The sequence below is a fragment of the Escherichia sp. E10V10 genome (assembly GCF_004211985.1).
Taxonomy (GTDB): Bacteria; Pseudomonadota; Gammaproteobacteria; order Enterobacterales; family Enterobacteriaceae; genus Escherichia.
Genome location: NZ_RHJO01000002.1, coordinates 104,536 through 131,430, shown reverse-complemented (window position 1 = coordinate 131,430; position 26,895 = coordinate 104,536). Strand labels below are relative to the sequence as shown.

The 26,895-nt window shown below is 53.1% G+C and carries 24 protein-coding genes; 19 read left to right on the top strand and 5 right to left on the bottom strand.

Annotated features, from left to right (window positions below):
* From rsmH to mutT, 18 genes are all read left to right on the top strand, one after another.
* A complete protein-coding gene (rsmH, locus tag D9736_RS05095; RefSeq protein ID WP_064525204.1) occupies nt 1–942 on the top strand; it encodes a 16S rRNA (cytosine(1402)-N(4))-methyltransferase RsmH in 942 nt (313 codons plus the stop codon).
* Nucleotides 939–1,304, top strand: a complete 366-nt coding sequence (gene ftsL / locus D9736_RS05090) for a cell division protein FtsL (RefSeq protein WP_000625658.1) — start codon at nt 939–941, stop codon at nt 1,302–1,304. The genes rsmH and ftsL overlap by 4 nt, the downstream gene beginning before the upstream one ends.
* A 15-nt stretch (nt 1,305–1,319) precedes the next feature.
* Complete coding sequence (gene ftsI / locus D9736_RS05085; RefSeq protein WP_000642222.1) at nt 1,320–3,086, top strand: peptidoglycan glycosyltransferase FtsI; 1,767 nt, start codon at nt 1,320–1,322, stop codon at nt 3,084–3,086.
* Entirely contained in the window at nt 3,073–4,560 is a 1,488-nt protein-coding gene (murE, locus tag D9736_RS05080) for a UDP-N-acetylmuramoyl-L-alanyl-D-glutamate--2,6-diaminopimelate ligase (RefSeq protein WP_130257849.1), read from the top strand. The genes ftsI and murE overlap by 14 nt, the downstream gene beginning before the upstream one ends.
* Nucleotides 4,557–5,915, top strand: coding sequence for a UDP-N-acetylmuramoyl-tripeptide--D-alanyl-D-alanine ligase (gene murF, locus D9736_RS05075; protein ID WP_130221633.1), 1,359 nt, complete (start codon nt 4,557–4,559; stop codon nt 5,913–5,915). The genes murE and murF overlap by 4 nt, the downstream gene beginning before the upstream one ends.
* The gene (gene mraY, locus D9736_RS05070) at nt 5,909–6,991 is read left to right on the top strand and encodes a phospho-N-acetylmuramoyl-pentapeptide-transferase (RefSeq protein ID WP_000964122.1); all 1,083 of its coding nucleotides are present in this window, start codon (nt 5,909–5,911) and stop codon (nt 6,989–6,991) included. The genes murF and mraY overlap by 7 nt, the downstream gene beginning before the upstream one ends.
* Nucleotides 6,992–6,993: 2 nt before the next feature.
* Complete coding sequence (gene murD / locus D9736_RS05065) at nt 6,994–8,310, top strand: UDP-N-acetylmuramoyl-L-alanine--D-glutamate ligase (protein WP_130204916.1); 1,317 nt, start codon at nt 6,994–6,996, stop codon at nt 8,308–8,310.
* On the top strand, nt 8,310–9,554 hold the full coding sequence (gene ftsW / locus D9736_RS05060) for a cell division protein FtsW (protein ID WP_130204918.1): 1,245 nt from the start codon (nt 8,310–8,312) through the stop codon (nt 9,552–9,554). The genes murD and ftsW overlap by 1 nt, the downstream gene beginning before the upstream one ends.
* A complete protein-coding gene (murG, locus tag D9736_RS05055) occupies nt 9,551–10,618 on the top strand; it encodes an undecaprenyldiphospho-muramoylpentapeptide beta-N-acetylglucosaminyltransferase (protein WP_130204920.1) in 1,068 nt (355 codons plus the stop codon). The genes ftsW and murG overlap by 4 nt, the downstream gene beginning before the upstream one ends.
* Nucleotides 10,619–10,671: 53 nt before the next feature.
* Nucleotides 10,672–12,147 (top strand): UDP-N-acetylmuramate--L-alanine ligase, encoded by a 1,476-nt coding sequence (gene murC, locus D9736_RS05050; RefSeq protein WP_130217412.1) that lies wholly within the window; start codon nt 10,672–10,674, stop codon nt 12,145–12,147.
* Nucleotides 12,140–13,060 carry a D-alanine--D-alanine ligase gene (ddlB, locus tag D9736_RS05045; RefSeq protein WP_130204924.1) on the top strand — a complete coding sequence of 307 codons (921 nt, stop codon included), beginning with the start codon at nt 12,140–12,142 and terminating at the stop codon, nt 13,058–13,060. Before murC ends, ddlB begins: the two co-directional genes overlap by 8 nt.
* Nucleotide 13,061: 1 nt before the next feature.
* A complete protein-coding gene (ftsQ, locus tag D9736_RS05040) occupies nt 13,062–13,892 on the top strand; it encodes a cell division protein FtsQ (protein WP_000075731.1) in 831 nt (276 codons plus the stop codon).
* Nucleotides 13,889–15,151, top strand: coding sequence for a cell division protein FtsA (gene ftsA / locus D9736_RS05035; protein WP_095157740.1), 1,263 nt, complete (start codon nt 13,889–13,891; stop codon nt 15,149–15,151). Before ftsQ ends, ftsA begins: the two co-directional genes overlap by 4 nt.
* A 60-nt stretch (nt 15,152–15,211) precedes the next feature.
* A complete protein-coding gene (ftsZ, locus tag D9736_RS05030) occupies nt 15,212–16,363 on the top strand; it encodes a cell division protein FtsZ (RefSeq protein WP_064525175.1) in 1,152 nt (383 codons plus the stop codon).
* Nucleotides 16,364–16,463: 100 nt separating this feature from the next.
* The gene (lpxC, locus tag D9736_RS05025; RefSeq protein WP_000595482.1) at nt 16,464–17,381 is read left to right on the top strand and encodes a UDP-3-O-acyl-N-acetylglucosamine deacetylase; all 918 of its coding nucleotides are present in this window, start codon (nt 16,464–16,466) and stop codon (nt 17,379–17,381) included.
* A gap of 230 nt (nt 17,382–17,611) precedes the next feature.
* Nucleotides 17,612–18,124 carry a secA translation cis-regulator SecM gene (gene secM, locus D9736_RS05020; RefSeq protein ID WP_130204926.1) on the top strand — a complete coding sequence of 171 codons (513 nt, stop codon included), beginning with the start codon at nt 17,612–17,614 and terminating at the stop codon, nt 18,122–18,124.
* Nucleotides 18,125–18,185: 61 nt separating this feature from the next.
* The gene (gene secA / locus D9736_RS05015; protein ID WP_130257848.1) at nt 18,186–20,891 is read left to right on the top strand and encodes a preprotein translocase subunit SecA; all 2,706 of its coding nucleotides are present in this window, start codon (nt 18,186–18,188) and stop codon (nt 20,889–20,891) included.
* 59 nt (nt 20,892–20,950) lie between these two features.
* Entirely contained in the window at nt 20,951–21,349 is a 399-nt protein-coding gene (gene mutT / locus D9736_RS05010; RefSeq protein WP_130217400.1) for an 8-oxo-dGTP diphosphatase MutT, read from the top strand.
* A gap of 89 nt (nt 21,350–21,438) precedes the next feature.
* On the opposite strand, the gene yacG is transcribed toward mutT, so the two are convergent.
* Genes yacG through coaE form a run of 3 tightly spaced genes read right to left on the bottom strand, consistent with a single transcriptional unit; the run spans nt 21,439 to nt 23,009 of the window.
* The gene (gene yacG, locus D9736_RS05005) at nt 21,439–21,636 is read right to left on the bottom strand and encodes a DNA gyrase inhibitor YacG (protein ID WP_130257847.1); all 198 of its coding nucleotides are present in this window, start codon (nt 21,634–21,636) and stop codon (nt 21,439–21,441) included.
* A 9-nt stretch (nt 21,637–21,645) separates the two neighbouring features.
* On the bottom strand, nt 21,646–22,389 hold the full coding sequence (zapD, locus tag D9736_RS05000) for a cell division protein ZapD (RefSeq protein ID WP_130217398.1): 744 nt from the start codon (nt 22,387–22,389) through the stop codon (nt 21,646–21,648).
* Nucleotides 22,389–23,009, bottom strand: coding sequence for a dephospho-CoA kinase (gene coaE / locus D9736_RS04995; protein ID WP_130217396.1), 621 nt, complete (start codon nt 23,007–23,009; stop codon nt 22,389–22,391). Before coaE ends, zapD begins: the two co-directional genes overlap by 1 nt.
* Nucleotides 23,010–23,233: 224 nt before the next feature.
* Between coaE and guaC the strand changes: the two genes are divergently transcribed.
* Complete coding sequence (gene guaC, locus D9736_RS04990) at nt 23,234–24,277, top strand: GMP reductase (protein WP_130204936.1); 1,044 nt, start codon at nt 23,234–23,236, stop codon at nt 24,275–24,277.
* 34 nt (nt 24,278–24,311) lie between these two features.
* On the opposite strand, the gene hofC is transcribed toward guaC, so the two are convergent.
* The gene (gene hofC / locus D9736_RS04985; protein WP_130257846.1) at nt 24,312–25,514 is read right to left on the bottom strand and encodes a protein transport protein HofC; all 1,203 of its coding nucleotides are present in this window, start codon (nt 25,512–25,514) and stop codon (nt 24,312–24,314) included.
* Nucleotides 25,504–26,889 (bottom strand): type II secretion system protein GspE, encoded by a 1,386-nt coding sequence (gene gspE / locus D9736_RS04980; protein WP_130257845.1) that lies wholly within the window; start codon nt 26,887–26,889, stop codon nt 25,504–25,506. The genes hofC and gspE overlap by 11 nt, the downstream gene beginning before the upstream one ends.
* Between the last annotated feature and the right edge of the window lie 6 nt (nt 26,890–26,895).

Sequence of the window (26,895 nt, the reverse complement as noted above, 5' to 3'; positions counted from 1 at the left end):
ATGATGGAAAACTATAAACATACCACGGTACTGCTGGACGAAGCCGTAAATGGCCTCAATATCCGTCCTGACGGTATCTACATTGATGGAACTTTTGGTCGCGGTGGTCACTCACGTCTGATTCTTTCGCAACTTGGCGAAACGGGACGCTTGTTGGCAATCGATCGCGACCCGCAGGCTATTGCCGTCGCGAAGACTATTGATGATCCGCGCTTCTCCATCATTCATGGACCTTTCTCTGCGCTGGGCGAATATGTCGCCGAGCGCGATCTTATCGGCAAGATCGACGGCATTCTGCTCGATCTTGGCGTCTCTTCACCGCAACTCGATGATGCTGAACGCGGTTTTTCCTTTATGCGCGATGGCCCGTTGGACATGCGTATGGACCCGACACGCGGTCAGTCTGCCGCCGAATGGCTACAAACCGCAGAAGAATCCGATATTGCCTGGGTATTAAAAACCTATGGCGAAGAGCGTTTTGCTAAACGTATTGCACGCGCCATTGTCGAGCGTAACCGCGAACAGCCGATGACCCGCACTAAAGAACTGGCAGAAGTCGTTGCTGCCGCAACGCCGGTGAAAGACAAATTCAAACATCCCGCGACCCGTACCTTCCAGGCGGTGCGCATTTGGGTGAACAGTGAACTGGAGGAGATAGAGCAGGCGCTAAAAAGCTCGCTTAACGTGCTGGCCCCAGGCGGGCGGCTTTCGATCATCAGTTTTCATTCGCTGGAAGATCGTATTGTGAAACGCTTTATGCGTGAAAACAGTCGCGGTCCACAAGTTCCGGCAGGGTTACCGATGACTGAAGAGCAGCTCAAAAAACTGGGTGGCCGTCAGTTGCGAGCACTAGGTAAGTTGATGCCGGGCGAAGAAGAGGTGGCAGAGAACCCTCGTGCCCGTAGTTCAGTTCTGCGTATTGCAGAGAGGACGAACGCATGATCAGCAGAGTGACAGAAGCCCTCAGCAAAGTTAAAGGATCGATGGGAAGCCACGAGCGCCATGCCTTGCCTGGCGTTATCGGTGACGATCTTTTGCGGTTTGGGAAGCTGCCGCTCTGCCTGTTCATTTGCATTATTTTGACGGCGGTGACTGTGGTGACCACGGCGCACCATACCCGTTTGCTCACCGCTCAGCGCGAACAACTGGTGCTGGAGCGAGACGCTTTAGACATTGAATGGCGCAACCTCATTCTTGAAGAGAATGCGCTCGGCGACCATAGCCGGGTGGAACGGATCGCCACGGAGAAGCTGCAAATGCAGCATGTTGATCCATCACAAGAAAATATCGTAGTGCAAAAATAAGGATAAACGCGACGCATGAAAGCAGCGGCGAAAACGCAGAAACCAAAACGTCAGGAAGAACATGCCAACTTTATCAGTTGGCGTTTTGCGTTGTTATGCGGCTGTATTTTATTGGCACTGGCTTTCCTGCTGGGGCGCGTTGCCTGGTTGCAGGTAATCTCCCCGGATATGCTGGTGAAAGAGGGCGACATGCGCTCTCTTCGCGTTCAGCAAGTCTCCACCTCCCGCGGCATGATTACCGACCGTTCTGGTCGCCCGTTAGCAGTAAGTGTGCCAGTAAAAGCGATCTGGGCCGACCCGAAAGAAGTGCATGAAGCCGGTGGCATCAGCGTCGGCGACCGTTGGAAGGCGCTGGCTAACGCGCTCAATATTCCGCTGGATCAACTTTCCGCCCGCATTAATGCCAACCCGAAAGGGCGCTTTATCTATCTGGCGCGTCAGGTTAACCCTGACATGGCTGAATACATCAAAAAACTGAAGCTGCCGGGGATTCATCTGCGCGAAGAATCTCGCCGTTACTACCCGTCTGGCGAAGTGACCGCTCACCTCATTGGCTTTACCAACGTTGATAGCCAGGGGATTGAGGGCGTTGAGAAAAGTTTTGATAAATGGCTTACCGGGCAACCGGGCGAACGTATTGTGCGTAAAGACCGCTATGGCCGTGTAATCGAAGATATTTCTTCTACCGACAGCCAGGCGGCGCACAACCTGGCGTTGAGTATTGATGAACGCCTGCAGGCGCTGGTTTATCGCGAACTGAACAACGCCGTGGCCTTTAACAAGGCTGAATCCGGCAGCGCCGTGCTGGTGGATGTCAACACCGGTGAAGTGCTGGCGATGGCCAACAGCCCGTCTTACAACCCCAACAATCTGAGTGGCACGCCAAAAGAGGCGATGCGTAACCGTACCATTACCGACGTGTTTGAACCGGGTTCTACTGTTAAACCGATGGTGGTGATGACCGCGTTGCAACGTGGTGTGGTGCGGGAAAACTCGGTGCTTAATACCGTTCCTTATCGAATTAACGGCCACGAAATTAAAGACGTGGCGCGCTATAGCGAATTAACCCTGACCGGGGTATTACAGAAGTCGAGTAACGTCGGTGTTTCCAAGCTGGCGTTAGCGATGCCGTCCTCAGCGTTAGTAGATACTTACTCTCGTTTTGGGTTGGGAAAAGCGACCAATTTGGGGTTGGTCGGAGAACGCAGTGGCTTATATCCTCAAAAACAACGGTGGTCTGACATAGAGAGGGCCACCTTCTCTTTCGGCTACGGGCTAATGGTAACACCGTTACAGTTAGCGCGAGTCTATGCAACTATCGGCAGCTACGGCATTTATCGCCCACTGTCGATTACCAAGGTTGACCCCCCGGTTCCTGGTGAACGTGTCTTCCCGGAATCCATTGTCCGCACTGTGGTGCATATGATGGAAAGCGTGGCACTACCGGGCGGCGGTGGCGTGAAGGCGGCGATTAAAGGCTATCGTATCGCCATTAAAACCGGTACCGCGAAAAAGGTCGGGCCGGATGGTCGCTACATCAATAAATATATTGCTTATACCGCAGGCGTTGCGCCTGCGAGTCAGCCGCGCTTCGCGCTGGTTGTTGTTATCAACGATCCGCAGGCGGGTAAATACTACGGCGGCGCCGTTTCCGCGCCGGTCTTTGGTGCCATCATGGGCGGCGTATTGCGCACCATGAACATCGAACCGGATGCGCTGACAACGGGTGATAAAAACGAATTTGTGATTAATCAAGGCGAGGGGACAGGTGGCAGATCGTAATTTGCGCGACCTTCTTGCTCCGTGGGTGCCAAACGCACCTTCGCGAGCACTGCGAGAGATGACACTCGACAGCCGTGTGGCTGCGTCGGGCGATCTTTTTGTAGCTGTAGTAGGTCATCAGGCGGACGGGCGTCGATATATCCCGCAGGCGATAGCGCAAGGTGTGGCTGCCATTATTGCAGAGGCGAAAGATGAGGCGACCGATGGTGAAATCCGTGAAATGCACGGCGTACCGGTCATCTATCTCAGCCAGCTCAATGAGCGTTTATCAGCGCTGGCGGGCCGCTTTTACCATGAACCCTCTGACAATTTACGTCTCGTGGGCGTAACGGGTACCAACGGCAAAACCACCACTACCCAGCTTCTGGCGCAGTGGAGTCAGTTGCTTGGTGAAACCAGCGCGGTGATGGGTACCGTAGGTAACGGCCTGCTGGGTAAAGTTATTCCGACGGAAAACACGACCGGTTCGGCAGTCGACGTTCAGCATGAGCTGGCGGGGCTGGTGGATCAGGGCGCGACTTTTTGCGCAATGGAAGTTTCCTCCCATGGGCTGGTACAACACCGTGTGGCAGCATTGAAATTTGCGGCGTCGGTCTTTACCAACTTAAGCCGCGATCACCTTGATTATCACGGTGATATGGAACATTACGAAGCCGCAAAATGGCTGCTTTATTCTGAACATCATTGCGGTCAGGCGATAGTCAACGCCGATGACGAAGTAGGCCGTCGCTGGCTGGCAAAACTGCCGGATGCAATTGCGGTGTCGATGGAAGACCATATCAATCTGAACTGTCATGGCCGCTGGTTAAAAGCGAACGACGTGAACTATCACGACAGCGGTGCGACGATTCGCTTTAGCTCAAGTTGGGGCGATGGCGAAATTGAAAGCCATCTGATGGGCGCTTTTAACGTCAGCAACCTGATGCTCGCGCTGGCGACGCTGCTGGCACTGGGGTATCCGCTGGCTGACCTGCTGAAAACCGCCGCGCGTCTGCAACCGGTTTGCGGACGTATGGAAGTGTTTACTGCACCGGGCAAACCGACGGTGGTTGTGGATTACGCTCACACCCCGGATGCACTGGAAAAAGCCTTGCAGGCTGCACGTCTTCACTGTGCAGGCAAGCTGTGGTGCGTCTTCGGCTGTGGCGGCGATCGTGATAAAGGCAAGCGTCCACTGATGGGGGCGATTGCTGAAGAGTTTGCTGACGTGGCGGTAGTAACTGACGATAACCCGCGTACCGAAGAACCGCGCGCCATCATCAACGATATTCTGGCGGGAATGTTAGATGCCGGACATGCCAAAGTGATGGAAGGCCGCGCCGAAGCGGTGACTTGCGCCGTTATGCAGGCTAAAGAGAACGATGTGGTGCTGGTCGCGGGCAAAGGCCATGAAGATTACCAGATTGTTGGCAATCAGCGCCTGGACTACTCCGATCGCGTCACGGTGGCGCGTTTGCTGGGGGTGATCGCATGATTAGCGTAACCCTTAGCCAACTTACCGATATTCTCAACGGTGAACTAAAAGGGGCAGATATCACCCTTGATGCTGTAACCACTGACACGCGAAAACTGACGCCGGGCTGCCTGTTTGTTGCCCTGAAAGGCGAACGTTTCGATGCCCACGATTTTGCCGACCAGGCGAAAGCTGGCGGCGCGGGCGCACTACTGGTCAGCCGTCCACTGGATATCGACCTGCCGCAGTTAATCGTTAAAGACACGCGTCTGGCATTCGGTGAACTGGCTGCATGGGTACGCCAGCAAGTTCCGGCGCGCGTGGTTGCTCTGACAGGTTCCTCCGGTAAAACCTCCGTTAAAGAGATGACGGCGGCGATTTTAAGCCAGTGCGGCAACACGCTTTATACGGCAGGCAATCTCAACAACGACATCGGCGTGCCAATGACGCTGCTGCGCTTAACGCCGGAATACGATTACGCGGTAATTGAGCTTGGCGCGAACCATCAGGGCGAAATTGCCTGGACCGTTAGCCTGACTCGCCCGGAAGCGGCGCTGGTCAACAATCTGGCGGCGGCGCATCTGGAAGGTTTCGGTTCTTTGGCTGGCGTGGCAAAAGCGAAAGGCGAAATCTTTACCGGCCTGCCGGAAAACGGTATCGCCATTATGAACGCCGACAACAACGACTGGCTGAACTGGCAGAGCGTAATTGGCTCACGCAAAGTGTGGCGTTTCTCACCCAATGCCGCCAACAGCGATTTCACCGCCACCAATATCCATGTGACTTCGCACGGTACGGAATTTACGCTACAAACCCCAACGGGTAGCGTCGATGTTCTGCTACCGCTACCGGGGCGTCACAATATTGCGAATGCGCTGGCAGCCGCCGCGCTCTCCATGTCCGTGGGCGCAACGCTTGATGCCATCAAAGCGGGGCTGGCAAATCTGAAAGCCGTTCCCGGGCGTCTGTTCCCCATTCAACTGGCGGAAAACCAGTTGTTGCTCGACGACTCCTACAACGCCAATGTCGGTTCAATGACCGCAGCTGTCCAGGTACTGGCTGAAATGCCTGGCTACCGCGTGCTGGTGGTGGGCGATATGGCGGAACTGGGCGCTGAAAGCGAAGCCTGCCATGTACAGGTGGGCGAAGCGGCGAAGGCGGCTGGTATTGACCGCGTGTTAAGCGTGGGTAAACAAAGCCATGCTATCAGCACCGCCAGCGGCGTTGGCGAACATTTTGCTGATAAATCCGCGTTAATTGCGCGTCTTAAATCACTGATTGCAGAGCAACAGGTGATTACGATTTTAGTTAAGGGTTCACGTAGTGCCGCCATGGAAGAGGTGGTACGCGCTTTACAGGAGAATGGGACATGCTAGTTTGGCTGGCCGAACATTTGGTCAAATATTATTCCGGCTTTAACGTCTTTTCCTATCTGACGTTTCGCGCCATCGTCAGCCTGCTGACCGCGCTGTTCATCTCATTGTGGATGGGCCCGCGTATGATTGCCCATTTGCAAAAACTCTCCTTTGGTCAGGTCGTTCGTAACGATGGCCCGGAATCGCACTTTAGTAAGCGCGGTACGCCGACCATGGGCGGGATTATGATCCTGACGGCGATTGTGATCTCCGTACTGCTGTGGGCTTACCCCTCCAACCCGTACGTCTGGTGCGTACTTGTGGTGCTGGTGGGTTACGGCATCATTGGTTTTGTCGACGACTATCGCAAAGTGGTGCGTAAAGACACCAAGGGCCTGATTGCGCGCTGGAAGTATTTCTGGATGTCGGTGATCGCGCTGGGCGTCGCCTTTGCGCTGTATCTTGCCGGGAAAGACACGCCAGCAACGCAGCTGGTGGTGCCGTTCTTTAAAGATGTGATGCCGCAGCTGGGGCTGTTCTACATCCTGCTGGCTTACTTCGTCATTGTGGGTACCGGTAACGCGGTAAACCTGACCGATGGCCTCGACGGGCTGGCGATTATGCCGACCGTATTTGTCGCCGGTGGTTTTGCGCTGGTGGCGTGGGCAACCGGCAACATGAACTTTGCCAGCTACTTGCATATACCGTATCTGCGGCACGCCGGGGAACTGGTTATTGTCTGCACCGCGATAGTCGGGGCAGGGCTGGGCTTCTTGTGGTTTAACACCTATCCGGCGCAGGTCTTTATGGGCGATGTCGGTTCGCTGGCATTAGGCGGCGCGCTGGGCATTATCGCTGTGCTGCTGCGTCAGGAATTCCTGCTGGTGATTATGGGCGGTGTGTTTGTGGTTGAAACCCTGTCGGTTATTTTGCAGGTCGGCTCCTTTAAACTGCGCGGGCAACGTATTTTCCGCATGGCGCCGATTCATCACCACTATGAACTGAAAGGTTGGCCGGAACCGCGCGTCATTGTGCGCTTCTGGATTATTTCGCTGATGCTGGTCCTGATTGGCCTGGCAACGCTGAAGGTACGTTAATCATGGCTGATTACCAGGGTAAAAATGTCGTTATTATCGGCCTGGGCCTCACCGGGCTTTCCTGCGTGGACTTTTTCCTTGCTCGCGGCGTGACGCCGCGCGTTATGGATACACGTATGACACCGCCTGGCCTGGATAAATTACCCGAAGCGGTGGAACGTCACACTGGCGGTCTTAATGACGCGTGGCTGATGGCAGCCGATCTGATCGTCGCCAGCCCCGGTATTGCGCTGGCGCATCCATCTTTAAGCGCCGCTGCCGATGCCGGAATTGAAATTGTTGGCGATATCGAACTGTTCTGCCGCGAAGCGCAGGCACCGATTGTGGCGATCACCGGTTCTAACGGCAAAAGCACTGTCACCACCTTAGTGGGCGAAATGGCGAAAGCGGCAGGTGTTAACGTCGGCGTGGGGGGTAACATTGGCCTGCCTGCGTTGATGTTGCTGGATGCCGAGTGCGAACTGTACGTGCTGGAACTATCGAGCTTCCAGCTGGAAACCACCTCCAGCTTACAGGCGGTGGCGGCGACCATTCTGAACGTGACTGAAGATCATATGGATCGCTATCCGTTTGGATTGCAGCAATATCGAGCGGCAAAACTGCGCATTTACGAAAATGCGAAAGTTTGTGTCGTCAATGCCGATGATGCCTTAACGATGCCGATTCGCGGTGCGGATGAACGTTGCGTCAGCTTTGGCGTCAACATGGGTGACTACCACTTGAATCATCAGCAGGGCGAAACCTGGCTGCGGGTGAAAGGCGAGAAAGTGTTGAACGTGAAAGAGATGAAACTTTCCGGGCAACACAACTATACCAATGCGCTGGCGGCGCTGGCGCTGGCTGATGCCGCAGGGTTACCGCGCGCCAGCAGCCTGAAAGCGTTAACTACGTTTACTGGTCTGCCGCATCGTTTTGAAGTGGTGCTGGAGCACAACGGCGTGCGCTGGATTAACGATTCGAAAGCTACCAACGTCGGGAGTACAGAAGCGGCGCTGAACGGCTTGCAGGTAGACGGTACGCTGCATTTGTTGCTGGGCGGTGATGGCAAATCGGCGGATTTCAGTCCACTGGCGCGCTATCTGAATGGCGACAACGTGCGTTTGTACTGTTTTGGTCGTGATGGCGCCCAGTTAGCGGCACTGCGCCCGGAAGTGGCAGAGCAAACCGAAACCATGGAGCAGGCGATGCTCTTGCTGGCGCCACGCGTGCAGCCAGGGGATATGGTGCTGTTGTCACCAGCCTGTGCCAGCCTCGATCAGTTCAAGAACTTTGAACAACGGGGCAATGAGTTCGCCCGTCTGGCGAAGGAGTTAGGTTGATGCGTTTATCTCTCCCTCGCCTGAAAATGCCGCGCCTGCCAGGACTCAGTATCCTGGTCTGGATCTCCACGGCGCTTAAAGGCTGGGTGATGGGCTCGCGGGAAAAAGATACCGACAGCCTGATCATGTACGATCGCACCTTGCTGTGGCTGACCTTCGGCCTCGCGGCGATCGGCTTTATCATGGTGACTTCGGCGTCAATGCCCATTGGGCAGCGCTTAACCAACGATCCGTTTTTCTTCGCGAAGCGTGATGGCGTCTATCTGATCCTGGCATTCATTCTGGCGATCATTACGCTGCGTCTGCCGATGGAGTTCTGGCAACGTTACAGCGCCACGATGCTGCTTGGATCAATCATCCTGCTGATGATCGTGCTGGTGGTAGGTAGCTCAGTTAAAGGGGCATCACGTTGGATCGATCTCGGCCTGCTGCGTATTCAGCCTGCGGAGTTGACCAAGCTGTCGCTGTTTTGTTACATCGCCAACTATCTGGTGCGCAAAGGCGACGAAGTACGTAACAACCTGCGCGGCTTCCTGAAACCGATGGGCGTAATTCTGGTGCTGGCAGTGTTACTGCTGGCACAGCCAGACCTTGGTACAGTAGTCGTATTGTTCGTCACCACACTGGCGATGCTGTTCCTGGCGGGGGCAAAATTGTGGCAGTTCATTGCCATTATCGGCATGGGGATTTCAGCGGTCGTGCTGCTGATCCTCGCCGAACCGTACCGTATCCGCCGTGTTACTGCGTTCTGGAACCCGTGGGAAGATCCCTTCGGTAGCGGCTATCAGTTAACGCAATCCCTGATGGCTTTTGGTCGTGGCGAATTGTGGGGGCAAGGTTTAGGCAATTCGGTACAAAAACTGGAGTATCTGCCAGAAGCTCACACTGACTTCATTTTCGCCATAATCGGCGAAGAACTGGGGTATATCGGTGTGGTGCTGGCGCTTTTAATGGTATTCTTCGTCGCTTTTCGCGCGATGTCGATTGGCCGTAAAGCGTTAGAAATTGACCACCGTTTTTCCGGTTTTCTCGCCTGTTCAATTGGTATCTGGTTTAGCTTCCAGGCGCTGGTTAACGTAGGCGCGGCAGCGGGGATGTTGCCAACTAAAGGTCTGACATTGCCGCTGATCAGTTACGGTGGTTCGAGCTTACTGATTATGTCGACAGCCATCATGATGCTGTTACGTATTGATTATGAAACACGTCTGGAGAAAGCGCAGGCGTTTGTACGAGGTTCTCGATGAGTGGTAAAGGGAAGCGATTAATGGTGATGGCAGGCGGTACTGGCGGGCACGTGTTCCCGGGACTGGCTGTTGCGCACCATTTAATGGCCCAGGGGTGGCAAGTTCGCTGGCTGGGTACTGCCGATCGTATGGAAGCGGACTTAGTGCCGAAGCACGGTATCGAGATCGACTTTATTCGTATTTCTGGTCTGCGCGGCAAGGGTATTAAAGCGTTGCTCGCGGCTCCGCTGCGGATCTTTAACGCCTGGCGTCAGGCGCGGGCGATTATGAAAGCTTACAAGCCCGATGTGGTGCTCGGTATGGGCGGCTATGTTTCCGGGCCTGGTGGTCTGGCTGCATGGTCGTTAGGCATTCCGGTCGTACTTCACGAACAAAACGGCATTGCTGGCTTGACCAATAAATGGCTGGCGAAAATTGCTACCAAAGTGATGCAGGCGTTTCCGGGGGCTTTCCCTGATGCCGAAGTTGTTGGTAACCCGGTGCGTACTGATGTGCTGGCGCTGCCGTTGCCACAGCAGCGTATGGCTGGTCGTGAAGGTCCGGTTCGTGTTCTGGTTGTGGGTGGTTCCCAGGGAGCGCGCATCCTTAACCAGACAATGCCGCAGGTTGCAGCAAAGCTGGGTGATTCAGTCACTATCTGGCATCAGAGCGGCAAAGGTTCGCAACAAACCGTTGAACAGGCTTATGCCGAAGCGGGGCAACCGCAGCATAAAGTGACGGAATTTATTGATGATATGGCGGCGGCCTATGCGTGGGCGGATGTCGTCGTTTGCCGCTCTGGCGCGTTGACGGTGAGTGAAATCGCTGCGGCAGGGCTACCGGCGTTGTTTGTGCCGTTTCAACATAAAGACCGCCAACAGTACTGGAATGCGCTGCCGCTGGAAAAAGCGGGCGCGGCCAAAATTATCGAGCAGCCACAGCTTACTGTGGATGCCGTCGCCAACACCCTGGCCGGGTGGTCGCGAGAAACCTTATTAACCATGGCAGAACGCGCCCGAGCTGCATCCATTCCGGATGCCACCGAGCGAGTGGCAAATGAAGTGAGTCGGGCTGCCCGGGCGTAATCGTAGCGATGCCTTTTGCATCGTATGAATTTGAGAAGTTAATGGCGTAAAGAATGAATACACAACAATTGGCAAAACTGCGTTACATCGTGCCTGAAATGCGTCGCGTTCGGCACATACACTTTGTCGGCATCGGTGGTGCCGGTATGGGCGGTATTGCCGAAGTTCTGGCCAATGAAGGGTATCAGATCAGTGGTTCCGATTTAGCGCCAAACCCAGTCACGCAACAGTTAACGAATCTGGGAGCGACGATTTACTTCAACCATCGCCCGGAAAACGTGCGTGATGCCAGTGTGGTCGTAGTTTCCAGCGCGATTTCCGCCGATAACCCGGAAATTGTTGCCGCTCATGAGGCACGTATTCCGGTTATTCGTCGTGCTGAAATGCTGGCTGAGTTAATGCGTTTTCGTCATGGCATCGCCATTGCCGGGACGCATGGCAAAACCACAACCACCGCGATGGTTTCCAGCATCTACGCAGAAGCGGGCCTCGACCCGACCTTCGTGAACGGTGGGCTGGTAAAAGCGGCGGGAGTTCATGCACGTTTAGGGCACGGTCGTTACCTGATTGCTGAAGCGGATGAAAGCGATGCGTCGTTCCTGCATCTGCAACCGATGGTAGCGATTGTCACTAATATCGAAGCCGACCATATGGATACCTACCAGGGCGACTTTGAGAATTTAAAACAGACCTTTATTAATTTTCTGCACAACCTGCCGTTTTACGGTCGTGCGGTGATGTGTGTTGACGATCCGGTAATTCGCGAATTGTTACCGCGTGTAGGCCGTCAGACCACCACTTATGGCTTCAGCGAAGATGCTGACGTGCGTGTGGAAGATTATCAGCAGATTGGCCCGCAGGGACACTTTACGCTGCTGCGTCAGGACAAAGAGCCAATGCGCGTTACACTGAATGCGCCAGGTCGTCACAATGCCCTGAATGCTGCCGCTGCCGTTGCGGTCGCCACGGAAGAGGGGATTGAAGACGAGGCTATTTTGCGTGCGCTGGAGAGTTTCCAGGGGACCGGACGCCGCTTTGATTTCCTTGGTGAATTTCCATTGGAACCCGTGAATGGTAAAAGCGGTACGGCAATGCTGGTTGATGACTATGGTCACCACCCGACCGAAGTGGACGCGACTATTAAAGCGGCGCGTGCAGGTTGGCCGGATAAAAACCTGGTGATGCTGTTTCAGCCGCACCGTTTCACCCGCACGCGCGACCTGTATGATGATTTTGCCAATGTGCTGACTCAGGTGGATACCCTGCTGATGCTGGAAGTGTATCCGGCAGGCGAAGCGCCTATTCCGGGAGCGGACAGTCGTTCGTTGTGTCGTACAATCCGTGGCCGTGGGAAAATTGATCCGATTCTGGTGCCGGACCCGGCGCAGGTGGCCGAGATGTTAGCACCAGTATTAACTGGTAACGACCTGATCCTCGTTCAGGGGGCAGGAAATATCGGAAAAATTGCCCGATCTTTAGCTGAAATCAAACTGAAGCCGCAAACTACGGAGGAAGAGCAACATGACTGATAAAATCGCGGTCCTGTTGGGCGGGACCTCCGCAGAGCGGGAAGTTTCTCTGAATTCTGGCGCGGCAGTGTTAGCTGGGCTGCGTGAAGGCGGTATTGACGCGTATCCTGTCGACCCAAAAGAAATCGACGTAACGCAACTGAAGTCGATGGGCTTTCAGAAAGTGTTTATCGCTCTGCACGGTCGCGGTGGTGAAGATGGCACGCTGCAGGGTATGCTCGAGCTGATGGGCTTGCCTTATACCGGCAGTGGAGTGATGGCATCTGCGCTTTCAATGGATAAACTACGCAGCAAACTGCTTTGGCAGGGCGCTGGTTTACCGGTAGCGCCGTGGGTAGCATTAACCCGCGCAGAGTTTGAAAAAGGCATTAGTGATAAGCAGTTAGCAGAAATTTCTGCCTTAGGTTTGCCGCTTATCGTCAAGCCGAGCCGCGAAGGTTCCAGTGTGGGAATGTCAAAAGTAGTAGCAGAAAATGCTCTGCAAGATGCATTAAGATTGGCATTTCAGCACGATGAAGAAGTTTTGATTGAAAAATGGCTAAGTGGGCCGGAGTTCACGGTTGCGATACTCGGTGAAGAAATTTTACCGTCAATACGTATTCAACCCGCTGGAACCTTCTATGATTATGAGGCGAAGTATCTCTCTGATGAGACACAGTATTTCTGCCCGGCAGGTTTAGAAGTGGCTCAAGAGGCAAATTTGCAGGCATTAGTGCTGAAAGCATGGACGACTTTAGGATGCAAAGGATGGGGGCGTATAGACGTCATGCTGGACAGCGATGGACAGTTTTATCTGCTGGAAGCTAATACCTCACCGGGTATGACCAGTCACAGTCTGGTGCCGATGGCGGCACGTCAGGCGGGTATGAGCTTCTCGCAGTTGGTAGTACGAATTCTGGAACTGGCGGACTAATATGTCGCAGGCTGCTCTGAACACGCGAAACAGTGAAGAAGAGATTTCTTCTCACCGCAATAATGGAACGCGTCTGGCGGGGATCCTTTTCCTGCTGACCGTTTTAACGACAGTGTTGGTGAGCGGCTGGGTCGTGTTGGGCTGGATGGAAGATGCGCAACGCCTGCCGCTCTCAAAGCTGGTGTTGACCGGTGAACGCCATTACACGCGTAATGACGATATCCGGCAGTCGATCCTGGCATTGGGTGAGCCAGGTACCTTTATGACCCAGGATGTAAACATCATCCAGACGCAAATTGAACAACGCCTGCCGTGGATTAAGCAGGTGAGCGTCAGAAAGCAGTGGCCTGATGAATTGAAGATTCATCTGGTTGAATATGTGCCGATTGCGCGTTGGAATGATCAGCATATGGTTGACGCCGAAGGAAACACCTTCAGCGTTCCGCCAGATCGCACCAGCAAGCAGGTGCTCCCAATGTTGTATGGTCCGGAAGGCAGCGCAAATGAAGTGTTGCAGGGTTATCGCGAAATGGGGCAGATGCTGGCAAAGGACAGATTTACTCTGAAGGAAGCGGCGATGACCGCGCGGCGTTCCTGGCAGTTGACGCTGAATAACGATATTAAGCTCAATCTTGGCCGGGGCGATACGATGAAACGTTTGGCTCGCTTTGTAGAACTTTATCCGGTTTTACAGCAGCAGGCGCAAACCGATGGCAAACGGATTAGCTACGTTGATTTGCGTTATGACTCTGGTGCGGCAGTCGGCTGGGCGCCCTTGCCACCAGAGGAATCTACTCAGCAACAAAATCAGGCACAGGCAGAACAACAATGATCAAGGCGACGGACAGAAAACTGGTAGTAGGACTGGAGATTGGTACCGCGAAGGTTGCCGCTTTAGTAGGGGAAGTTCTGCCCGACGGTATGGTCAATATCATTGGTGTGGGCAGCTGCCCGTCACGTGGTATGGATAAAGGCGGGGTGAACGACCTCGAATCCGTGGTCAAGTGCGTACAGCGCGCCATTGACCAGGCAGAATTGATGGCAGATTGTCAGATCTCTTCGGTATATCTGGCGCTTTCTGGTAAGCACATCAGCTGCCAGAATGAAATTGGTATGGTGCCTATTTCTGAAGAAGAAGTGACACAAGAAGATGTAGAAAATGTCGTCCATACCGCGAAATCGGTGCGCGTGCGTGATGAACATCGTGTGCTGCATGTGATCCCGCAAGAGTATGCGATTGACTATCAGGAAGGGATCAAAAATCCGGTAGGACTTTCTGGCGTGCGTATGCAGGCAAAAGTGCACCTGATCACATGTCACAACGATATGGCAAAAAACATTGTGAAAGCCGTTGAACGTTGTGGCCTGAAAGTTGACCAACTGATATTTGCCGGACTGGCATCAAGTTATTCGGTATTGACGGAAGACGAACGTGAACTGGGCGTCTGCGTCGTCGATATCGGTGGTGGTACAATGGATATCGCCGTTTATACTGGCGGGGCATTGCGTCACACCAAGGTAATTCCTTATGCTGGCAATGTCGTGACCAGTGATATCGCTTATGCCTTTGGCACACCGCCAAGCGACGCCGAAGCGATTAAAGTTCGTCATGGCTGCGCGCTGGGTTCCATCGTCGGTAAAGACGAGAGCGTGGAAGTGCCGAGTGTAGGTGGTCGTCCGCCGCGTAGTCTGCAACGTCAGACGCTGGCGGAGGTGATTGAGCCGCGCTATACCGAGCTGCTCAACCTGGTCAACGAAGAGATATTGCAGCTGCAGGAAAAGCTTCGCCAACAAGGCGTAAAGCATCACCTGGCTGCGGGTATCGTATTAACCGGTGGCGCGGCGCAGATCGAAGGTCTTGCTGCCTGCGCTCAACGCGTGTTTCATACGCAGGTGCGTATCGGCGCGCCGCTGAATATCACCGGTTTAACGGATTACGCTCAGGAGCCGTATTATTCAACGGCAGTGGGATTGCTTCATTACGGGAAAGAGTCACATCTTAACGGTGAAGCGGAAATTGAAAAACGTGTTACAGCATCTGTTGGCTCGTGGATCAAGCGACTCAATAGTTGGCTGCGAAAAGAATTTTAATTTTTATGAGGCCGGCGGTGATTACGGCCTCAGGCGACAGGCACATATCGGAGAGAAACTATGTTTGAACCAATGGAACTTACCAACGACGCGGTGATTAAAGTCATCGGCGTCGGCGGCGGCGGCGGTAATGCTGTTGAACACATGGTGCGTGAGCGCATTGAAGGTGTTGAATTTTTCGCGGTAAATACCGATGCACAGGCGCTGCGTAAAACAGCGGTTGGGCAGACGATTCAGATCGGTAGTGGTATCACCAAAGGACTGGGAGCTGGCGCTAATCCAGAAGTTGGCCGTAATGCGGCTGATGAGGATCGTGATGCACTGCGTGCGGCGCTGGAAGGGGCAGACATGGTCTTTATTGCAGCGGGCATGGGCGGTGGTACCGGTACAGGTGCAGCGCCGGTTGTTGCTGAAGTGGCTAAAGATTTAGGTATTCTGACCGTTGCTGTCGTGACCAAGCCTTTCAACTTTGAAGGCAAGAAGCGTATGGCATTTGCGGAGCAGGGGATCACTGAATTATCCAAACATGTGGACTCACTGATCACAATCCCGAACGACAAACTGCTGAAAGTTCTGGGCCGCGGTATCTCCCTGCTGGACGCGTTTGGCGCAGCTAACGATGTGCTGAAAGGCGCGGTTCAGGGTATCGCCGAGCTGATTACTCGTCCGGGTCTGATGAACGTGGACTTTGCAGACGTACGTACTGTGATGTCTGAAATGGGCTACGCAATGATGGGTTCTGGCGTGGCGAGCGGTGAAGATCGTGCGGAAGAAGCGGCCGAAATGGCTATCTCTTCTCCGCTGCTGGAAGATATCGACCTGTCTGGCGCGCGCGGTGTGCTGGTTAACATCACTGCGGGCTTCGACCTGCGTCTGGATGAATTCGAAACCGTAGGTAACACCATCCGTGCATTTGCTTCGGACAACGCGACCGTGGTTATCGGTACTTCTCTTGACCCGGATATGAACGATGAACTGCGTGTAACCGTGGTTGCTACAGGTATCGGTATGGACAAACGTCCTGAAATCACGCTCGTGACCAATAAGCAAGTTCAACAGCCAGTGATGGATCGCTACCAGCAGCATGGTATGGCGCCGCTGACGCAAGAGCAGAAGCCCGTGGCTAAAGTGGTGAACGACAATACGCCACAAACCGTGAAAGAGCCGGATTATCTGGATATCCCGGCATTCCTGCGTAAGCAAGCTGACTAAGAATTAGCTGGAATTTGGGTTGCGAGGCTCTTTGTGCTAAACTGGCCTGCCGAATGTATAGTACACTTCGGTTGGATAGATAATTTGGCGAGATAATACGATGATCAAACAAAGGACACTTAAACGTATCGTTCAGGCGACGGGTGTCGGTTTACATACCGGCAAGAAAGTCACCCTGACCTTACGCCCTGCGCCGGCCAACACCGGGGTCATCTATCGTCGCACCGACTTGAATCCACCGGTAGATTTCCCGGCCGATGCCAAATCTGTGCGTGATACCATGCTCTGTACGTGTCTGGTCAACGAGCATGATGTACGGATTTCAACTGTTGAGCACCTGAACGCAGCGCTCGCGGGCTTAGGCATCGATAACATTGTTATCGAAGTTAACGCGCCGGAAATCCCAATCATGGACGGCAGTGCCGCTCCGTTTGTTTACCTGCTGCTTGATGCTGGTATCGACGAGCTGAACTGCGCCAAGAAATTTGTTCGCATCAAAGAGACTGTTCGCGTCGAAGATGGCGATAAGTGGGCTGAATTTAAGCCGTACAATGGTTTTTCGCTGGACTTCACCATCGATTTCAACCATCCGGCAATCGATTCCAGCAATCAACGCTATGCGATGAACTTCTCTGCTGATGCGTTTATGCGCCAGATCAGCCGTGCGCGTACGTTTGGTTTCATGCGTGATATCGAATATCTGCAGTCCCGTGGCCTGTGCCTGGGCGGCAGCTTCGATTGTGCCATCGTTGTTGACGATTATCGCGTACTGAACGAAGACGGCCTGCGTTTTGAAGACGAGTTTGTGCGTCACAAAATGCTCGACGCGATCGGTGATTTGTTCATGTGTGGTCACAACATTATCGGCGCATTTACCGCTTATAAATCCGGTCATGCACTGAATAACAAACTGTTGCAGGCTGTCCTGGCGAAACAGGAAGCCTGGGAATATGTGACCTTCCAGGACGACGCAGAACTGCCGTTGGCCTTCAAAGCGCCTTCAGCCGTACTGGCATAACGACATCTATACTGTCGTATAAAATTCGACTGGCAAATCTGGCACTCTCTCCGGCCAGGTGACCCAGTCGTTTTTTTTTGAGTTTTTACAGCGTCGTAAGAAATCGGTGCGAACGCTGTTTTCTTAAGCACTTTTACGTGTTACTTATCTTGAATACTGCTGTGGACTTCTGGCTTTAATGATAAGATTTGTGCGCTAAAAACGTTGAATACGATCGGGATGGCAATAACGTGAGTGGAATACTGACGCGCTGGCGACAGTTAGGTAGACGCTACTTCTGGCCGCATCTCTTATTAGGGATGGTCGCGGCGAGTTTAGGTTTGCCTGCGCTCAGCAACGCCGCCGAGCCAAACGCGCCCGCAAAAGCGACAACGCGCAATCACGAGCCTTCAGCCAAAGTTAACTTTAGTCAGTTGGCCTTGCTGGAAGCAAACACGCGCCGCCCAAACTCGAACTATTCCGTTGATTACTGGCATCAACATGCTATTCGCACGGTAATACGCCATCTCTCCTTTGCAATGGCGCCGCAAACGCTGCCCGTTGCCGAGGAATCTTTACCGCTTCAGGCGCAACATCTTGCTTTACTGGATACGCTCAGCGCGCTGCTGACCCAGGAAGGCACGCGGTCTGAAAATGGTTATCGCATTGATTATGCGCATTTTACCCCTCAAGCAAACTTCAGCACGCCCGTCTGGATAAGCCAGGCGCAGGGCATCCGTGCTGGCCCTCAACGCCTCAGCTAACAACGAAAAACCTTTACTTCATTTTATTTACTCCGCAATGCGGGGTGTTTGAGATTTTATTATGCTAATCAAATTATTAACTAAAGTTTTCGGTAGTCGTAACGATCGTACCCTGCGCCGGATGCGCAAAGTCGTCAACATTATCAATGCCATGGAACCGGAGATTGAAAAACTCTCCGACGAAGAACTGAAAGGAAAAACGGCAGAGTTCCGCGCGCGTCTGGAAAAAGGCGAAGTGCTGGAAAACTTGATTCCGGAAGCCTTCGCTGTCGTGCGTGAAGCCAGTAAGCGTGTTTTTGGCATGCGCCACTTCGACGTACAGCTGCTCGGCGGTATGGTTCTTAATGAACGTTGCATCGCGGAAATGCGTACAGGTGAAGGTAAAACCCTGACCGCAACGCTGCCTGCTTACCTGAACGCATTAACCGGTAAAGGCGTGCACGTTGTTACCGTCAACGATTATCTGGCGCAACGTGACGCAGAAAACAACCGTCCGCTGTTTGAATTCCTCGGCTTGACCGTCGGCATCAACCTGCCGGGCATGCCTGCACCGGCAAAGCGTGAAGCTTACGCGGCTGACATTACTTACGGTACTAACAACGAATACGGCTTTGACTACCTGCGCGACAACATGGCGTTCAGCCCTGAAGAACGTGTACAGCGTAAACTGCACTATGCGCTGGTGGACGAAGTGGACTCCATCCTGATCGATGAAGCGCGTACACCGCTGATCATTTCCGGCCCGGCGGAAGACAGTTCGGAAATGTATAAGCGCGTAAACAAAATCATTCCGTACCTGATCCGTCAGGAAAAAGAAGACTCCGAAACCTTCCAGGGTGAAGGCCACTTCTCGGTGGATGAAAAATCTCGCCAGGTGAACCTGACCGAACGTGGTCTGGTGCTTATTGAAGAGCTGCTGGTGAAAGAAGGCATTATGGATGAAGGTGAGTCGCTGTACTCTCCGGCCAATATTATGCTGATGCACCACGTAACGGCGGCGCTGCGTGCTCACGCGCTGTTTACTCGCGATGTCGATTACATCGTTAAAGATGGTGAAGTTATCATCGTTGACGAACATACCGGTCGTACCATGCAGGGCCGTCGCTGGTCTGATGGTCTGCACCAGGCTGTGGAAGCGAAAGAAGGTGTACAGATCCAGAACGAAAACCAGACACTGGCTTCGATCACCTTCCAGAACTACTTCCGTCTGTATGAAAAACTGGCGGGGATGACCGGTACGGCTGATACCGAAGCCTTCGAATTCAGTTCCATCTACAAGCTGGATACTGTAGTCGTTCCGACCAACCGCCCGATGATTCGTAAAGATCTGCCGGATCTGGTCTACATGACCGAAGCGGAAAAAATTCAGGCGATCATTGAAGATATCAAAGAACGTACTGCGAAAGACCAGCCAGTGCTGGTGGGTACTATTTCAATCGAGAAATCGGAACTGGTATCAAACGAGCTGACCAAAGCCGGTATCAAACATAACGTTCTGAACGCTAAATTCCACGCCAACGAAGCGGCAATCGTTGCTCAGGCGGGCTATCCGGCTGCAGTGACCATCGCGACCAACATGGCGGGTCGTGGTACTGACATCGTGCTTGGTGGTAGCTGGCAGGCAGAAGTTGCCGCGCTGGAAAACCCGACCGCAGAGCAAATTGAAAAAATTAAAGCCGACTGGCAGGTGCGTCACGACGCGGTACTGGAAGCAGGTGGCCTGCATATCATCGGCACTGAGCGTCACGAATCTCGTCGTATCGATAACCAGCTGCGTGGCCGTTCTGGTCGTCAGGGTGATGCCGGTTCTTCCCGTTTCTACCTGTCGATGGAAGATGCGCTGATGCGTATTTTTGCCTCTGACCGCGTATCAGGCATGATGCGTAAACTGGGTATGAAACCCGGCGAAGCCATTGAGCATCCGTGGGTAACTAAAGCAATTGCCAATGCTCAGCGTAAAGTTGAAAGCCGTAACTTCGACATTCGTAAACAGCTGCTGGAATACGATGACGTAGCTAACGATCAGCGTCGTGCCATTTACTCCCAGCGTAACGAACTGCTGGATGTCAGCGATGTGAGCGAAACCATCAACAGCATTCGTGAAGATGTGTTCAAAGCAACCATCGATGCCTACATTCCGCCACAGTCACTGGAAGAAATGTGGGACATTCCAGGTTTGCAAGAACGTCTGAAAAACGACTTCGACCTTGATTTGCCGATTGCCGAGTGGCTGGACAAAGAGCCAGAATTGCATGAAGAGACGCTGCGTGAGCGTATCCTGGAGCAGTCCATCGAAGTGTATCACCGTAAAGAAGAAGTGGTTGGCGCTGAGATGATGCGTCACTTCGAGAAAGGGGTGATGCTGCAAACGCTGGACTCCCTGTGGAAAGAGCACCTGGCGGCGATGGATTATCTGCGTCAGGGTATCCACCTGCGTGGCTATGCACAGAAAGATCCGAAGCAGGAGTACAAACGTGAATCGTTCTCCATGTTTGCGGCGATGCTTGAATCGTTGAAATATGAAGTCATCAGCACGTTAAGCAAAGTACAAGTACGCATGCCGGAAGAAGTTGAAGAACTGGAGCAGCAGCGTCGTATGGAAGCTGAGCGTTTAGCGCAAATGCAGCAGCTTAGCCATCAGGATGACGACTCTGCAGCTGCGGCTGCGCTGGCAGCGCAAACCGGCGATCGTAAAGTTGGACGTAACGATCCTTGCCCATGCGGTTCTGGTAAAAAATACAAGCAGTGCCATGGTCGCCTGCAATAAAAGCTAAGTGTTGAAATAAAAGGCGCAGGATTCTGCGCCTTTTTTATAGGCTTAAGACAATGAAAAAACTGCAAATCGCGGTAGGTATTATTCGCAACGAAAACAACGAAATCTTTATAACCCGTCGCGCCGCAGATGCGCACATGGCAAATAAGCTGGAGTTTCCGGGCGGTAAAATAGAAACGGGAGAAACGGCAGAACAAGCGATGGTACGGGAGCTTCAGGAAGAAGTCGGGGTTACCCCGCAACGTTTTTCGCTGTTTGAAAAGCTGGAATATCAGTTCTCTGACAGGCATATCACACTGTGGTTCTGGTTGGTCGAAAGCTGGGAAGGGGAACCGTGGGGGAAAGAGGGACAGCCCGGTGAGTGGATGGCGCTGGCCAGCCTCAATGCAGAAGATTTTCCGCCAGCCAATGAACCGGTAATTGCGAAGCTTAAGTGTCTGGAGGTCGGATAAGGCGTTTATACCGCATCCGACATTTACACACGATGCCTGATGCGACGCTGGCGCGTCTTATCAGGCCTACGTGCGGCATTAGACAAATGTCACGGCTTTGGCTCTTCGCTCCAGTCATCGCTCTCAGAAAGATCGCCACTGCTGGGGATTCGTTTTTCTTCCGCAGCCCATTCTCCGAGGTCGATCAACTGGCAGCGTTTGGAACAAAATGGCCGAAATGGGCTGACTTCACCCCACACCACCGTTTTCCCGCAGGTGGGACAATTCACCGTAATAGTTTCTGACATTTTTACTCCTTAGCAACAAGCCAGTTCGAAATCCAGACGTTCCGGTACTTGTCCATTTTCACTGTCCAGCGGCATAAAGCGAATGGCAAAACGGCTCTTATGACCGGATATTTGCGGATAAAGCTGTGAATCGAGTGCCAGATTCAGCCGTAACAAATCGGCGTCTTCGCCGTTATCCTGATAAAAACCGTTCAGACTGGTCAGTTTGCGGAACGGTGCCGACTGACGAATCAAATCCAACACCATTGTAAGTGCCTGTGTCAGCGGGCTCAGGCTGGCAATCCAGGTTTCTACCTGACTGTCGCGCTGCGACTGGGGTAAATGCAACCAGATATGCAACGTAGGTAAATCAAAGCTGCAACAACCACCGGGAATGCTCAGACGCTGGCGCACCAGGGCAATCATCCTGTCTTCACGCAGAAATTGCCCGATACGCGGCGCGGAAATCAGCACGCTACCTGCGGCCTTCAACTGCTGAATTAATGCTTCAATACGGGTCTGGTCCACGCCAGGCACACCAATCCAGGTCTGGAGTTTACGCTGTTGACGTTCCAGCTCTTTCAGTAGTTCGGTACGAACTTCTCCACGCTCGAACACATCCAGCAATTCACTAACATTACGGAAGAAATGCAGAGCACCAGCGTAGTCAGCAATAGGCAAATTTACGGTGAGTTGTTGAATTAAAAACTCAATGCGCAGCCATGTACGCATTTTTTCATTTAGTGGATGTTCAAAAAGGACCTGGGTCTGCATTAAGTTTTTTCCTGTGAGACAAACTGCGACGCGAGCTGCAAATAGTGTGCGTGCAAGTGGGCAACATCTGATGCAATAGCATCCGGTGTGCCGTTATTATCAATGACGTCATCTGCCACCGCAAGACGGGCTTCGCGCGTAGCCTGGGCAGCAAGAATTTGTTCGACATGCTCGCGAGTAACATCATCGCGCTGCATGGTGCGCTTAAGCTGCGTTTCTGGGCTGACATCCACCACCAGCACTCGATTCGCTTTTTTATACAGTGAGTTTTCTACCAGCAATGGCACAACCCATAACACATAAGGTGAAGTTGCTTGCTGGATCTGGCGTTGCGTCTCCTGCTGAATCAGAGGATGCAGCAGGGCATTAAGCCAGTTTTTCTCTTCCGGATAGGCAAAGATCCGCTCGCGCAAGGCGCGACGTTGCAATGTTCCATCAGCAGCAATCATATCCGCGCCAAAGTGTTCAGCAATGGCACGCAGTGCAGGTGTACCCGGTTCAACCACCTGACGCGCAATAATATCGGCATCAATGACATTAATTCCGAGGTCAGCAAATGCATTTGCAACGGTACTCTTGCCACTGCCAATGCCGCCTGTTAAGGCAACTGTATACCTCATAATCTATATTCCTGGGAATTCATCATGATTATCAAAATGTTAATAAAGAGCGCGCGAAAGCGAAATTGATGAAACGTTCGCCCACTATTTACCAGGTAAATTTATGGGATTGTAGCGTAAAAAAAGACAATTTCGCAGTCTTGCGCCATATCGATTAGTGCGTATGATAGCGTCACTGGAGTTGCGCTCTTACCCTTATAGCCATTAACCCCAGGAATCTGCACATGCGTATCGAAGAAGATCTGAAGTTAGGTTTTAAAGACGTCCTCATCCGCCCTAAACGCTCTACTCTTAAAAGCCGTTCCGATGTTGAACTGGAACGTCAATTCACCTTCAAACATTCAGGTCAAAGCTGGTCCGGCGTGCCGATTATCGCCGCAAATATGGACACCGTAGGCACTTTTAGTATGGCTACGGCACTGGCTTCTTTCGATATTTTGACCGCTGTACATAAACATTACTCTGTTGAAGAGTGGCAAGCGTTTATCAACAATTCTTCTGCTGATGTGCTGAAACATGTGATGGTTTCTACCGGTACGTCGGATGCCGATTTCGAAAAAACTAAACAAATTCTCGACCTGAACCCGGCATTAAACTTTGTTTGTATTGACGTGGCGAATGGTTATTCCGAACACTTCGTGCAGTTTGTTGCGAAGGCGCGTGAAGCGTGGCCGACCAAAACTATTTGTGCAGGCAATGTGGTAACTGGCGAAATGTGTGAGGAGCTTATCCTCTCCGGTGCCGATATCGTTAAAGTTGGCATTGGTCCTGGCTCTGTTTGTACAACTCGCGTGAAAACGGGCGTCGGTTATCCGCAGCTTTCTGCGGTGATCGAATGCGCCGATGCCGCGCACGGTCTGGGCGGGATGATCGTCAGCGATGGCGGCTGTACCACACCGGGCGATGTCGCGAAAGCTTTTGGTGGCGGTGCCGATTTCGTAATGCTTGGCGGAATGCTGGCGGGTCACGAAGAGAGCGGCGGCCGTATTGTTGAAGAGAACGGCGAGAAATTTATGCTGTTCTACGGTATGAGCTCCGAGTCTGCGATGAAACGTCACGTTGGCGGCGTTGCGGAATATCGCGCTGCAGAAGGTAAAACCGTTAAGCTTCCTCTGCGCGGTCCGGTTGAAAATACCGCGCGTGATATTTTAGGCGGTCTGCGTTCAGCCTGCACTTACGTTGGGGCTTCACGCCTGAAAGAGCTGACCAAACGCACCACGTTTATCCGCGTACTGGAACAAGAAAACCGCATCTTCAATAATCTGTAATCTCCCAATGCTGGCGTGGAGCAACACGCCAGCATTATCCCACCCCACTCATCGCATCGCCCAGATGGAAAATTGGCAGATACATTGCCACCACCAACGTACCGATAATTCCTCCAGTAATGACCAGCAACGCCGGTTCCAGTAAGGCGGCAAGGTTATCTGCCAGCGCCAGCGTGTTATCCCGATGATGATGGGCAAGATTCTCCAGCATGATATCCAGCGACCCGGATGTCTCTCCTGTCCTCACTAACTGCAAACAGAGTGGGCTAAACTCCCCCGCATTTTTTAGCGCCAGCCAGATGGGGTGACCGTTACTGATATCATGCTGAATTTGTGTCAGAAGTTGCGCCCAGTACGGGCAGCGCATCGTCTCCCTGACGCTCTCCACTCCCTGCAAAAAAGTAATCCCTGCACTTTGTGTCAGCGCCAGAATCGTAAAGATCTGCGTGAGTTTTTGTCCCCGCATCAGGGCTCCCATTATCGGGATGCGTAATAACCATTTCTGCCGCGCAATAAGCCAGGTAGGGCGACGCATCAGCAGTTTGTTGGCTATCGCCAGCAGAAAGCCGAGCACTATCAGCAGCCAGCCCCATTTGCCACTAAAGTCTGCCAGCGTCATGATCCCCTGCGTTAGCGCCGGTAGTGGGGTGTTGAAGGTCTTATAGATAGCGGCAAACTCCGGCAGCACAAAATGCAGCATTGCCACAACCACCATGATTGCCATCGCTAAAATGATGATGGGATAACGCAACGCTGATTTCACTTTGTCGGCCAACTGGCGCTGGGCTTTTTGCTGACGCGCCAGTTCAAAGCAGCATTCATCCAGCTTACCGGTCACTTCCCCCGTGCGGATCATCGACTGGTAAAGCGGCGGAAAAACCTCTGACCAGGGCGATAAGGCACTGGAAAAGGCCACGCCCTGTTCGAGATCGTGCGCCAGCGATTGCAACAATGCCTGCCATTGCTTACTTGGATGCTGTTCAGCCAGCAGTGCCAGCCCTTCAGAAAGCGTTAACCCGGCTTTAAGTAGCGTCGCCAGTTGATGAATGACTTCCGCGCTTTTATCTCCGCGCCACTGTGCAGAACTGATCTTGATTCGCTTCAGGTGCAGTGGGGTAACCCTTTGCTGCTGTAGAGCCAAAAGTAGCAAAGCACGGCTCTCAGACCATTGCATCCCATCTTGCGCATTGCCGTCGCCGGTTATGCCATGCCATCGCCAGAGTTGCTTATTCGCCATGTGGCATCCCCAGCACGCGGATTAACTCTTCAAAGGTGGTTAAGCCTTGTTCCACGGCCAGGCAGCCGTTTTCAAAAAGTGTGCGCATACCTGTCCGCCTGGCGTGTGTTTCCAGCGATTCAACTTCAGTATTAGAGGAAATAAGCTGGCGTATGGCTGGTGTAATGGGCAGGACTTCAAACAAGGCGGTACGACCATAAAAACCGTGGTAGCAATGTTCACAACCCGGTGCCTGCCAGCGGGACAGCGGAGATGACCATACATTGTCCGGAAGGCGGATCGGTTCCCCTTGCCGCTGGCGGCAATGCGGACAAAGTTTACGTACCAGGCGCTGGGCTATTACCAGAGTGAGGGCCGACGAGAGCATCCAGCGAGCAACGCCCATTTGCTGTAAACGCACCAGCGTTTCGCAGGTGGAGTTGGTGTGTAGCGTGGACAATACCAGATGACCCGTTTGCGCGGCTTTAATGGCAATTTCTGCCGTTTCGCCATCGCGGATCTCTCCGATCATGATGACGTCAGGATCCTGGCGCAATAACGCACGCAAAACGCCCTGAAAGGTGAGTCCGGCACGCGGATGGATTTGTGTCTGGTTTAGCCCAGCGATGGGGATCTCAACCGGATCTTCCACGCTGCAAATATTAATATCGGCGGTATTCAGCGTTTGCAGTGCGCTATACAGCGTGACTGTTTTGCCGCTGCCGGTAGGGCCAGTTACCAGCACCAGTCCTTGTGGTTGCTGCAAGGCGTGGGTAAAGTCCGTCAGTTGTGATGGTTGCATTCCCAGCGTGTTGACATCCAGCGCCTGGTCCACCTGCTGTAACAACCGTAATACCACTTTTTCTCCGCTGCGACATGGCAAGGTAGCAATACGAAATGAGACGGCGTTCCCTGCCAGTTCGACAGTGAATTGCCCGTCCTGCGGCAGGCGATGTTCCGCAATATCCAGGCTTCCCAGCACTTTTAACCTGGCGGTTAAAGCGACTCCGGCATCCAGTGAAACATCAGGTAAAGGATGCAGAACGCCGTCGATACGCAAGCGGATGTGATAGCTATTGTCCGCTGGTTCGATATGAATATCTGATGCGCGTTGTTCCAGTGCAGATTGCAACGTATGAGCCAGCAATTCTGCTTTAGGCTGATGTTTCTCCTGAACGGCTACGGGCAATGTCTGTTGTTTGCGACTGGCGTGACCTTCCATCTGTTGGCGCGTCCAGCAGGTGATCTCAATACGTTTGGTGGTAGCGAAATGCAATGCGTCCAGCAACTCATGTGAGGGGGCATCGACCACCGCAACATGAACCACTTCTTCGCTGGCATCCAGTAAGACCCCCTGGTAACGCAAACACAGGACGGTGAGCTGTGAAATATTCATCGCCGC

Excerpts from the sequence above, each read along its gene's own strand:
- rsmH (WP_064525204.1), top strand. The coding sequence starts at position 1 with ATGATGGAAAACTATAAACATACCACGGTACTGCTGGACGAAGCCGTA.
- ftsL (WP_000625658.1), top strand. The coding sequence starts at position 939 with ATGATCAGCAGAGTGACAGAAGCCCTCAGCAAAGTTAAAGGATCGATG.
- ftsI (WP_000642222.1), top strand. The coding sequence starts at position 1,320 with ATGAAAGCAGCGGCGAAAACGCAGAAACCAAAACGTCAGGAAGAACAT.
- murF (WP_130221633.1), top strand. The coding sequence starts at position 4,557 with ATGATTAGCGTAACCCTTAGCCAACTTACCGATATTCTCAACGGTGAA.
- mraY (WP_000964122.1), top strand. The coding sequence starts at position 5,909 with ATGCTAGTTTGGCTGGCCGAACATTTGGTCAAATATTATTCCGGCTTT.
- murD (WP_130204916.1), top strand. The coding sequence starts at position 6,994 with ATGGCTGATTACCAGGGTAAAAATGTCGTTATTATCGGCCTGGGCCTC.
- ftsW (WP_130204918.1), top strand. The coding sequence starts at position 8,310 with ATGCGTTTATCTCTCCCTCGCCTGAAAATGCCGCGCCTGCCAGGACTC.
- murG (WP_130204920.1), top strand. The coding sequence starts at position 9,551 with ATGAGTGGTAAAGGGAAGCGATTAATGGTGATGGCAGGCGGTACTGGC.
- murC (WP_130217412.1), top strand. The coding sequence starts at position 10,672 with ATGAATACACAACAATTGGCAAAACTGCGTTACATCGTGCCTGAAATG.
- ddlB (WP_130204924.1), top strand. The coding sequence starts at position 12,140 with ATGACTGATAAAATCGCGGTCCTGTTGGGCGGGACCTCCGCAGAGCGG.
- ftsQ (WP_000075731.1), top strand. The coding sequence starts at position 13,062 with ATGTCGCAGGCTGCTCTGAACACGCGAAACAGTGAAGAAGAGATTTCT.
- ftsA (WP_095157740.1), top strand. The coding sequence starts at position 13,889 with ATGATCAAGGCGACGGACAGAAAACTGGTAGTAGGACTGGAGATTGGT.
- ftsZ (WP_064525175.1), top strand. The coding sequence starts at position 15,212 with ATGTTTGAACCAATGGAACTTACCAACGACGCGGTGATTAAAGTCATC.
- lpxC (WP_000595482.1), top strand. The coding sequence starts at position 16,464 with ATGATCAAACAAAGGACACTTAAACGTATCGTTCAGGCGACGGGTGTC.
- secA (WP_130257848.1), top strand. The coding sequence starts at position 18,186 with ATGCTAATCAAATTATTAACTAAAGTTTTCGGTAGTCGTAACGATCGT.
- mutT (WP_130217400.1), top strand. The coding sequence starts at position 20,951 with ATGAAAAAACTGCAAATCGCGGTAGGTATTATTCGCAACGAAAACAAC.
- yacG (WP_130257847.1), bottom strand. The coding sequence starts at position 21,636 with ATGTCAGAAACTATTACGGTGAATTGTCCCACCTGCGGGAAAACGGTG.
- zapD (WP_130217398.1), bottom strand. The coding sequence starts at position 22,389 with ATGCAGACCCAGGTCCTTTTTGAACATCCACTAAATGAAAAAATGCGT.
- coaE (WP_130217396.1), bottom strand. The coding sequence starts at position 23,009 with ATGAGGTATACAGTTGCCTTAACAGGCGGCATTGGCAGTGGCAAGAGT.
- guaC (WP_130204936.1), top strand. The coding sequence starts at position 23,234 with ATGCGTATCGAAGAAGATCTGAAGTTAGGTTTTAAAGACGTCCTCATC.
- hofC (WP_130257846.1), bottom strand. The coding sequence starts at position 25,514 with ATGGCGAATAAGCAACTCTGGCGATGGCATGGCATAACCGGCGACGGC.
- gspE (WP_130257845.1), bottom strand. The coding sequence starts at position 26,889 with ATGAATATTTCACAGCTCACCGTCCTGTGTTTGCGTTACCAGGGGGTC.